Annotated in this window: 8 protein-coding genes and 1 pseudogene; 1 reads left to right on the top strand and 8 read right to left on the bottom strand. The window is 57.7% G+C overall.

Annotated features, from left to right (window positions below; genetic code table 11):
- The 3 genes and pseudogenes from BFP70_RS20545 to BFP70_RS20135 all read right to left on the bottom strand — a co-directional run.
- Positions 1–973 (bottom strand): annotated as a pseudogene (locus tag BFP70_RS20545) (helix-turn-helix domain-containing protein); the annotation flags it as partial.
- A 44-nt stretch (positions 974–1017) separates the two neighbouring features.
- Positions 1018–1182, bottom strand: a complete 165-nt coding sequence (locus tag BFP70_RS21185; protein ID WP_176715613.1) for a hypothetical protein — start codon at positions 1180–1182, stop codon at positions 1018–1020.
- A gap of 46 nt (positions 1183–1228) precedes the next feature.
- Positions 1229–3853, bottom strand: coding sequence for an AAA family ATPase (locus BFP70_RS20135; RefSeq protein WP_066013932.1), 2625 nt, complete (start codon positions 3851–3853; stop codon positions 1229–1231).
- 201 nt (positions 3854–4054) lie between these two features.
- Here BFP70_RS20135 and BFP70_RS20130 point away from each other — a divergent pair, with 201 nt between their 5' ends.
- Positions 4055–4492, top strand: coding sequence for a hypothetical protein (locus BFP70_RS20130; protein ID WP_255356799.1), 438 nt, complete (start codon positions 4055–4057; stop codon positions 4490–4492).
- 254 nt (positions 4493–4746) lie between these two features.
- Here the strand turns inward: BFP70_RS20130 and BFP70_RS20125 are convergent, their stop codons facing one another.
- From BFP70_RS20125 to BFP70_RS20105, 5 genes are all read right to left on the bottom strand, one after another.
- Positions 4747–5883, bottom strand: a complete 1137-nt coding sequence (locus BFP70_RS20125; protein WP_066013929.1) for an SAVED domain-containing protein — start codon at positions 5881–5883, stop codon at positions 4747–4749.
- A complete protein-coding gene (locus BFP70_RS20120) occupies positions 5867–6304 on the bottom strand; it encodes a hypothetical protein (RefSeq protein WP_255356798.1) in 438 nt (145 codons plus the stop codon). Before BFP70_RS20120 ends, BFP70_RS20125 begins: the two co-directional genes overlap by 17 nt.
- 68 nt (positions 6305–6372) lie before the next feature.
- Positions 6373–7617: a nucleotidyltransferase gene (locus BFP70_RS20115; protein ID WP_066013925.1), complete on the bottom strand. Its 1245-nt coding sequence runs from the start codon at positions 7615–7617 to the stop codon at positions 6373–6375.
- A 282-nt stretch (positions 7618–7899) separates the two neighbouring features.
- Complete coding sequence (locus BFP70_RS21510) at positions 7900–9249, bottom strand: hypothetical protein (protein ID WP_255356797.1); 1350 nt, start codon at positions 9247–9249, stop codon at positions 7900–7902.
- 131 nt (positions 9250–9380) lie between these two features.
- Positions 9381–9958 (bottom strand): IS3 family transposase (locus BFP70_RS20105; RefSeq protein ID WP_066013923.1); only part of this gene is annotated, 578 nt, incomplete at its 5' end.

Genomic DNA, 9958 nt, shown 5'->3' with positions numbered 1-9958 from the left:
CGGACCACGGCTTGGTCGCAGCCCGATGCCTGAAGCGCCAGCTCGATCGTGCTGGTCACATCCTCGGCCCGCATGTTCGTGCAGAGCTTCCAGGCGATGATGTAGCGGCTGTAGTCGTCGAGGATGGTGGACAAGTAATACCAGCCCCAGCCAATGACCTTGAAGTAGGTAAAGTCAGTCTGCCACATCTGGTTGATGGCGGTGGTCTTGTCCGTGAACTCATCGGCGGCCTTGATCACCACGTAGTCCGGCGCAGTAATCAGATCAGCGGCTTTCAGGATGCGGTAAATCGATGATTCAGAAACAAAATATCGCTTCTCATCGGTATATTTAACGGCCAGCTCGCGTGTGGTCAGTGCCTCATGCTCCAACGCAAACTCGATCAGATCGTCACGGCGGACATCAGGGATGCGGTTCCAGACCGACTTTGGACGTGGCGAACGATCTGCCAGGGCATCAAAGCCACCTTCGACATATCGGTCATACCATCGGTAGAATGTGGTGCGCGGGATGCCCAGCATATCAAGGGTCTTCTTGGTTGGCAGATGCGACCCTTCAACTGTGCGAATGATCTCCAACTTCTCGGTTGCTGGATACCTCATTCCTCGAACTCCCTAGCCCCTGTCATGCTTTTTTTGAGCAGACGGTTTTCCAAGGTGAGGTCGGCCACGCATTCCTTCAGGGCCATAGCCTCAGATCTCAACTCCTTCACCTCAGGCGATGTCGCTTGACGCGCCGTGTCGCCGGAAAGACGACGCTTTCCAGCCTCAAGGAATTCCTTCGACCAAGTGTAATACAGGCTGTCAGAAATGCCCTCACGACGACATAACGCCGAGATGCTTTCCTCCCCGCGCAATCCGGCCAAAACAATGCGGATCTTCTCCTCCGCAGAGTAGGTCTGGCGGGTCTTGCGGCGGATGTTTTTGACCAGCTTGTCAGCTGCGTCTTTCGATGTTCCGGGCTTCTTGTTCATCTTCGCTCCTTAAAGGCTACGATGAACCAGAAACCCTCCGTTATTCAAATCCTCATATCTGTCCCATAGCTGCTGACGTCAGACATCAGTGCGTGTTCATCCTTGTAGACCAGCTCCTGCATGAACCAGCGTTCGAATAGCGGTTGATAATGGGGCCACACCGCGAGAATGGTGTCCGATGCGCGCTTCAGTTCGGACCATTTCACCATGAAGCGAGACCTTCAAAGCGGAAGGGCGTGGCGTGACGGAGCAACATCATGCGGCCTTCTCCTGGCGGGCTCGAATGTCGACGATCCAGTGCGCCAGCGCGCTGATCTCGCTTTCGATCACCGACGCTGAGGGCAACGGGGGATTGATTTCGCCGGGCTGACTATGAAGGAGCGCGGAACAACGGCCGAAGGCCTCACGCATGGTGACACAGTCTGTATCCGTGAGAACGGTCAGCTTGATCAGGCCAGTCGTATCGACTTTTCGCGACAGGCGACGGATTACCGGCCCGACTGCTTCTTCTACGGCACGTTCCCAGCAAGTGCGAAGCTGGTCTTGGAATGACGTCACTTCCCGGAGCCATTTCGCCTGGTCGCCGCGCTCGTAATGAATCTTCACATTGTCGAGGTGAGCCTTCATGCCGTCGATCACCTTGTCGAGCGGCATGACGCTGGCTGGCGGGTCCTGATGGCAGAAGCCGGAATTATCGGCGCCACGGCTGATCAGGCGGTACGCGACCGGCGTTGCCTCGCGATCCTTGGTTGCACGGCAGGCTTCGTCGAGCAGCAGCAGAAAGGCCATGTCATGCGTAAACACGATCACCTGGCGGGTGGAGCCCGCTTCGGCCAGGCGTGTGGCAACCCGATCGCGGTGCAGGTGGTCAAGAGAGGAAACCGGGTCGTCGAAAACGATGGCCGACTGCGCGTCGATGGTCGACAGCTCGGCGAGGAAGGCGGCGAGCGCTACGCAACGATGCTCGCCTTCACTCAGAACCTTGCCGACGGGTTCACTCGGTTTGTTGATGAGACGCACCTGGAAAAAAGGCACCCCCGCTGAGGTCTTAGCCTGTTGAAGCTCGATGGCGAGGCCGGCGACGCCGAGCTTGTCGACTTCGGTCGCGAAGCGGCCGCGCAGGCGATTGGTCACAAGAGCCTGGGCTATCCGGGCGCTTTGCGTCGTGATCTTGTTTGTGGTCGTGTCCTTGCTGGCCCTTTCCAGGGCCTCGATGGCTTTGCGGCGCTCAATCTGGGCGAGAACGTCGGCTTGCACAACGCCGAGCCACTTCCGGTCGGCCAAGCCGTCGCGCTCGATGATAAGGGCGGCACGTTGGGGAGAGCCTGCCTCCGATTCCAGGCCTTCGATCCGCGTGGCGATCCCGTCCAGCACATCACGTAATCCATCTAGTGTGGGGATCACGTCCGGCGGCAATGTATGCAAAACCTCGTCGGCGTGGGTTCGAAGCACCGCCCGTAGTCGCCAGGACAGTTGGACGATCTGGCGGCGAAGGGTCTTCGCCAGCTCGTCCTTGCCAATATCGTCGCGGATCAGAGTAACGAACGAGGGCAGTTCTTTCATGGGGAAGCTATGTGAGGATAGCTGCTCTAACAACTCGTAATAAGCTGCGGCGGCTTCCTCTTCACGACGTTTGCTTTCGTCCTGGACGAAGGCTTCGAAGCTGCTCAGTCGGTTAGCGGCTTCCTTGCTGAGCAGCTGCTGGCACAGGACGCAATGGGCACCGGGGTCTGTCACGGGAAAAGGCTTTTCGGTATAGGCCGCTTCGCGTGAATAGGTTCGAGCCGCTTCCCACAGGGCTCTCCAGATGTCCGAACCAATGTCTGGGAGAGGTTCCGCAGCGAAAAGATCGACGGATGCAGCCAACGCCGCCGCTCGCGCAGTCGCAAGACGCCCATGAGCCTCGCGGAGCTCGGTCCGGTTCTGGTCAGAGACTGCGGCGGTCAATTTGCTGATCTGTTCGATCACCGCATTGGTACGGGTTTCCTGAGCCTGGAGCTGACGGACTGTCCGGGCGGGATCGCTGGCAAGGTCGGAAATGAGGGTTTGAAGCTGAGCGTCTTCCTGCGCGTTCAGGCCTGCCAGCTTCTCAATGGCTTCGGGTTTGGTCTTTCCAGACAATCCGGCAATCATCTTGCCGACCGCCGTATCCGGCTTGCATCCGGGTTTGGAGAGGACGACGGGTGTCTGCTGTTGTAGCTTGTGGATTTCGGCCGAAAGTTCGGCTTTCACATCTTGGCACGCCTGCGCGAGGCCGGCGAGAATGCGGAGAGGAAGGGGCGTATAGGCGAGATCGTTGGTGTTCTCGACATGGACATTGGCGGTCCGGGAGTCGAAGACGCTGACGGCGGACAGCATAGGATCGACCGCTCCGCCCTGATTCCACGTCGCGTTTCGCTTCTGACCGCCGATGAAGAAGTCGATGCTGGCAGTCGGTACGCCGCCTGCACCGGCATAGATATTCGGAAGGATGGCATCACCCTTCGGTGAGCGTGCCCGGCAAAGCTGTTTGAGGACGCGGGCGTATCCGGATTTGCCAGCCCCATTGTCACCATAGATCACGGTAAGACCGGTCTTGCCGAAGGACAGCCGCTCGCCAGGCATGAGCGCATTCACGTTCGACAGTCCATGCAAGGCGCCGAGGCTGACAACCGCATGGCTTGCGGCAGGATCACGGATATGACTGGCGTCCAGCGGAGCTGCGGGATTGTCGCCCTTGCAGACAGCAACGAGCGCCGCGATATCGGCGGATTCAAGCTTGGTCTGGCTGCACAATCGACGCAAGGCGTCACGCTGCCAGCCGGGCAGATCAGCAGACCATTTCAGTATGTCGGCAAGCGCCGCGGCCTCATTCGAGGGCTCAGTACTCTGTTGGTCCATCGTTTGTTTCCCCCTTAGCTTCATCTCAAGCAGCCGGCAATTTGATGATGCTATTGCCGTTCCCAATCAAGTGCCACCGACAGTGTATATTTTTCTGGTCACTCCCAAATTATTCGGGTGTCTGTGTGTGGAAATAAGATTGATGTCGGTTTTTCGCTATTCTCTCAATAGGGCATGGGTCATTTCGAAAGATGTTTCCTATTGCGCCATCCGGAAAAGCTAGCCTACCACTGTCTCGAGGGGCAGTTCCCGAATCTGCGGGAAACTGTCGGCATCATCTATTTCGCGGAAGGCGCAACTATGAACCTGTCCGACTTCGCCAAGCAACTTCCCAAGAACTTCACCGAGCAGGAATTCGTCGACCTGATGAACCAGGTGATTGACCTGAAAACAATCGTCGACCTTCCTGCGGCAGAACGAAGTGCCTTGTTCAATGGCGTCCAGTATCTCGTCGACTTCATCATGTTGGCCCAGGAAGTGAACGGGGAGCATCACACCCATCAGGGCCATCCTGTGGTGGATTATGGAGGACCCTTCATCCCGCATTTCCTGGTGCGGCCGGAGGGTTTCGAGATGGACCGCACAGCGCTTGAGACCTTCGGGGTTGGAGAAGCCGACAAGTATTTCGGGGATGGGTAAGCCTCTGGTGTAGCGGGCCGGGTTGCTACCGCCTTGCGCTGGTTCTGAGCCTGACATGGCCACACCACCTTGCCTGACGGATCCGACCAGGTTGCGCTTGCGGTTCCGGAAACAGAAAATCTTGTCCGAGCCCCTGCTGAACTGTCAGGGGCAACATGTTCATGCCGCGCTGCATGTCAGTCATCCTTCTTGCCATCCTGGTGCGCAGAGGCAATGGCCAGCAAGCTGCTAACTAAGTGAACGGATGGCAGGCGTCATTTGATGGAGTGTCGTTCGATGAAACCTCGCTCCCTCACTTGATCGAAGATTCGAAAGCCCGGGTGGGCCTTCGGCTGCCACGTCCGGCCAAACTCGATTGCGCAGGCCGTTGGCACAGCCGGAAATACGGATAGCTCAACATCCAGCCCGTGTTGATCTTTGATGGCGTCAAAGGTCTTGCCGACGACTTTGCGAAACTCAGATAGATCGTTCTGGCTACGCAGCTCTGAAGTGCCGAGCCGATTACTGCGAATTTCCCAAATGGAAACGTCGTCGCCCTCATATGCGGCTGTCACGCGCTCGTCGACGATTTCCGCTGAAACCGACAGCTTGAGTGCGACTTTTTTCGATCCCTTTCTTCCCTTGAACATTGAGAAGCCAAGGGGAGGTTGATCGTCTGGCCATGCCCAGCCTGGCTTTGGTTCACGGTGTTTGCCGTATAGGGAGACAGCCGAGAGGTCAGATAGAAGCCGACCCAGCTCCATCAAGACCGGCATCGGCGCAAAGCCGAAGATCGCCAGGTGCTGGAGCTCGCCTTCCTCAAACCTTCCTCGGATTTCTCGGTCATACTTTGAACGCAGGAGTTTTAGCACCGTCGGATAGTAATCAGGGTCACTGTCCTTGGTCGCGATGTCACGCATCTGGATGTCGATCGGGCGGCGGTCTGCCAGGTAGAACTCATTCCCCATGGCCGCGATGCAGTCAGACAGGGGGATGCTGGTTTCATTCTCTCCGATGGAAGCCGCGACCCGCAGGACATGGGCAGGTTTGATCAAAGGATTGGAGAACAGGTGCGCGATCCTGTCTTCGTGCTGTTCCTTCATCTGCCGCAAGACGCTGACGCTGTATCGGTCCTTCTTGTTCGGGGCATCGATCTCACGGTGGTGCGGATCACACATCAACATGATGTTTGTAGGATCGTTGGAGAGCTCATGTGACAGGATCGGGTCGCCGCGCTCTCCGCCAGGGTCGGAAGCGATGATATGGGCAAGATAGGCGTTGTTCTTACGTAAGTCGCCTGCCACCAAGTCTTCGTCGAGGCGTTTGGAACAGCCCGGATACTGGCAGTGGCCCGCAGCACGCCCCCAGACGAGCATCCGCGTCTTGTTATCTGGCTTAGCTCCTCTGGCCATCTTGACCTCCTTCGGCAAGGCGACGCATTTCGCGGATGTTGATTGGGCCGGGTGCATTGGCTCCTCGCCAGATGCCGTCGACGTGCCAGAACTCATAATGGTGGAGCCACTCTGACGCCCAAGGGATGATCGTATCCGAAATCCACATGGTGTTGTCCCATTGACCCTCGTCAGGGTCGAACAGACAAAGCGCGGAGTTCTCTGGGACCTCGCTGTCCAGGATCAGGTGGGGGATGTCGATATAGTCCTCGCCGTCCCGCGGCTTCAAAGCTGGGTCGAGCAAGAAGACATACGGGGCCGCAGCGGTTTCCAACCAACTCCATTGGGCAAGTATCCGATACTCTCGCTGAAAGCCCCTGATCTTCCCTATCCATTGGATCGAGGGCGCCGCATTGAGGGTCAGCGGCCGATACACGCGCATCTCTAGGGATGGCCATCTATGCTCCATCCGCTGGACCTGGGATTCCGCTGATCTGGGCTTGCTCCGCTTCATTTCTTCCGCAGCTCAGCTACATGGAAATTGTGTGCGGGCGCCTTGGAGGTTGCTGCAGCGCGTGCTGCGCCAGGTGAAAGGAGCGCTGGTGCTGCTACGAAGCCCTTCCCAAGTTCAAACGTACTTTTCTGCGGAGTATTCGACAAGCTGTCCATGTATGTCCTGACGGCGTTGCCACTGATCCGTTCGCCAAACAATCCATCGAAGATCTTCTGGATCTGTGCCACATCGGACATCCGCGCGCGTTGCAGTTCGGTCGAGAGGTGTCTCAAGTCCCCGCGGAACATTTCCATCTGGTGCGTATTTTGAGGCCAGCGGTCGTTGAAATTTTCTTGGGGAAATGCCGGATTGCGCTCTTCCGGCCGACGTCCGGTATCGAGAGCGTATTTCATCCGACGATCGAGTTCAGCTGCTAGGTCTTCAAGCTGGGCGCAAATCCCGAACGAGTTCGGGGGGATTTGCGCGGCCACTTTTGACAGATAGACCGAGATGGGGCGTTTCTCGTTCCTGTTGGCATACCTGAGGTTCAGATAGCGTTTCATCAGCTTCAGGGCGAGCACCTGCGGCGCATCTTGAATGGGGTCAACTGTCTCTGGCAGGTCGTCAATATCTGCATCGGCGACGATGATGCCGGGCCGAAGCCGGTCCTTGATCTCAAGCTGCTTGCGCAGGCTGCGAACCTGGGCCTGGAACATCTGGCTGGGAGGGGAAATTTGCCCTTTGAACCATTCCGCAAATCCGTAAGGGTTCACCTTGTGGCGTTCGTCATGACCTTCGTCGGGGCTGTGGTAGATGTCGCCAACCCGTTCTGCCCTCGGCTTCAGCGCGGGATCCATGGGCGTCACATCGAGGTGCATGAAGGCAAAGCGAAGTTGGATGCACCGTGTGCAGCGCTCGATCTCCTGCACGTCCGGGAAGCCTTGGAAGGCCTTGAAGAGTTCGTCCAACACCCGGCGCGGTGACCAGCCGAGCGGCGTATCGAATTCGAGAATGGCGTCCAGGTCGAAACGATCCTCATCTGCACCATGAACGATTGTGGTTCCAATCGCTCTGGAGCCCTGTGCGTAGACCAAGGCATTATCGACATGGAGGCGCAAAGCACTGCCTTCGCGCTCAATGTGTGATGGGATCAGCTTGTAGCGCTTCTCAGCCACCCTGTTGTCGCGGGGGCTTAGCTCCATCTGAAGAACGGTCGCAATCAGAAGGGCGTCAAGCCCAGGGGACGTGTGATCAAGGGGCATGGACAACTCCTCTATTACCCAGTTGCCGATTGCCTCCCTCAATCGATCCAGTCATCAATATATAGCGCTTTACGTGATCGTTCAATGCTATGGGTGATATTTTGTTCTCTTTTTGTTTTGTACGGCACCTCCTCACTGGCGGTCACACAATCGTCGCTGCGCCAGTCGGCGTGAGGTCATGATGAATCTCTCCCGGCAGAGGTCATATTTGACCTCTGCGCCAGGCTTCACGCCTCTTTGAACTGCCCGGGGGCAGCTACGCCGTCCCCGGGGCTTTGCTCTCTAAGTCGCCCGTCCAGCTCCACGCACAGCGCGTTGGAACATCAGCCCCATGAGCATATTCCGCGCCTCCTGGTCCTGCATGAACGCGTTCCGCATGGCATTGTCCCGCTGGAACGCCTGGATCGCACGGCGCATGAACTCCGCATCGAACCGAGGGCGAACGTCGCGCGGGTCATTATTCCGCAGCATCTCCGCCCAGATGTCGTCGTCGAGGATGTCGTTGTTCACCGCCTCGAATCGGATGTAGTCCTCCTCGGAGAACTCGGTGCCGTGGCGCGCATTGAAGGAGGTGATGATCTCCGTGAGGGTCTTCGACTCCTCCTCGGTGTAAGGATTGGCGCCGAACCGGTCGATCGGGCTCAATGCCTGATTGTCATCCTTGCCAAGCGAAGCGTCCTGCTCCTCGCTTTCCTTCTGGAGACGGAAGGCGGCCATTTCAAGCATGTCGTCGGTCACGTCCCCGCCCTGCGGCGCCTGCCGGGTGGGCAGGATGCGTTTGAGCCAGGTGCCGTAAAGGTGCAGCTTCTCGAGATCCGTGTCCCCGAGATCCACCACCTGGGCGATGAAGGAGTAGAAGCGCAAGAAGGACGCCAGAACCTGGCGGAATTCCTCCTGGTCATCGTCGTTCAGGTTTTCATTGAAGCGGGTCACGGCCTGCCGGACGATACCCTCGAGAACCGGGCGTTCATCTGCCCGCTTGGAGGCCTGCAGGAAGCGGGTGACGAAGCGATCGATCTCGGCAGCATCGAGCACGCCGAAGGCCTTCAGGCGGGCCTCGAGGTTGTAGACCTGATTGGGATCCGAGATGTCCTCGAGCTGGGTCACGTTGTAGTACGGTTTGAACGCGGCCTGGATCTCCTCGACCGTATTGCGGAAGTCGAGGATATAGGTGCGGTTCTTGCCCGGATAGATACGGTTGAGGCGGGCAAGGGTCTGGACCGCCTGAAGGCCGTTCAGACGCCGATCGACATACATGGCAACGAGCTTGGGCTGGTCAAAGCCGGTCTGGTATTTCTCGGCAACCACGAGGACATTGTACAGGCCGCCGTCGAACTGGCGGGGCAGCTCCGTCTCGGCGAAGCCATTGATGCCCGGCTCGGTATATACCTGCCCGTCGATTGAGATCTCGCCCGAGAAGGCGACCAGGCAGGTGACATCCGTGTAACCATTGTCGGAGATGTACTTCATGATCGCCTGGTGGGTCCGGATCGCATGCTCCCGGCTCGCAGTCACGACCATGGCCTTGGCCTGCCCGGCAAGCTCCGGGAGGGCATGTCGACGGAAGTGCTCGACGATCACTTCGGCCTTCTGAATCATCGCCGTTTCATGGAAATCGATGAAACGGGCCACCTTGCGTGAGGACTTGCGCTCGAGAAGCTCGGGATTGTCTTCGATAGCTTTCTCGAGCTTCGCATAGGATTTGTAGGTCTGGTAGTTGCGTAGTGGACCTGCACCGTTTCTGTTCCGGTGTGTTGCTCATCTTAGGCGGCGATCTTTTCGAAGGCCACGGGTGATTTGCCGTCCAATGCTGAATGGCGCCTGCGCGGGTTGTAGAAGCCGTTGATGTATTCGAACACCGCGACCTCGACATCCCGGCGTGTTTGCCATGTGTTTCGCCAGATCAACTCGGCTTTAAGAGATTTGAAGAAGCTTTCGACAGCCGAATTATCAAAGCAATCTCCTTTGCCGCTCATCGAAGGCAAGAGTTTGTGACGACGAAGGCGCTTCTGGTACTCGTGGGCACAGTATTGCGCACCACGATCGGTGTGATGAATGCAGCCAGGCGGTGGCCGACGCAGAGCTGTAGCCATGTCCAAGGCACGTAGCGCCAAGTCCTGCTTCATGCGGTTACTGATCGCCCAACCGATCACACGCCGCGAATATAGATCAATAATAACAGATAAATAGGACCAACCCTCGCGGGTCCAGATATAAGTGATGTCCCCGGCCCACTTCTGGTTTGGCGCCGTCGCCGTGAAGTCCTGGTTCAGACGGTTCGGGGCGATGTTGAAGCTGTGGTCGCTGTCGGTCGTGCGCTTGAATTTACGGCTGCGCAGAA

Origin of the sequence: Thioclava sp. SK-1, assembly GCF_001705665.1 — a bacterium.
GTDB lineage: Bacteria > Pseudomonadota > Alphaproteobacteria > Rhodobacterales > Rhodobacteraceae > Thioclava.
This window is presented reverse-complemented; position numbering and strand designations above follow the sequence as displayed.

Excerpts from the sequence above, each read along its gene's own strand:
- BFP70_RS21185 (WP_176715613.1), bottom strand. The coding sequence starts at position 1,182 with ATGGTGAAATGGTCCGAACTGAAGCGCGCATCGGACACCATTCTCGCG.
- BFP70_RS20135 (WP_066013932.1), bottom strand. The coding sequence starts at position 3,853 with ATGGACCAACAGAGTACTGAGCCCTCGAATGAGGCCGCGGCGCTTGCC.
- BFP70_RS20115 (WP_066013925.1), bottom strand. The coding sequence starts at position 7,617 with ATGCCCCTTGATCACACGTCCCCTGGGCTTGACGCCCTTCTGATTGCG.
- BFP70_RS20125 (WP_066013929.1), bottom strand. The coding sequence starts at position 5,883 with ATGGCCAGAGGAGCTAAGCCAGATAACAAGACGCGGATGCTCGTCTGG.
- BFP70_RS20120 (WP_255356798.1), bottom strand. The coding sequence starts at position 6,304 with ATGCGCGTGTATCGGCCGCTGACCCTCAATGCGGCGCCCTCGATCCAA.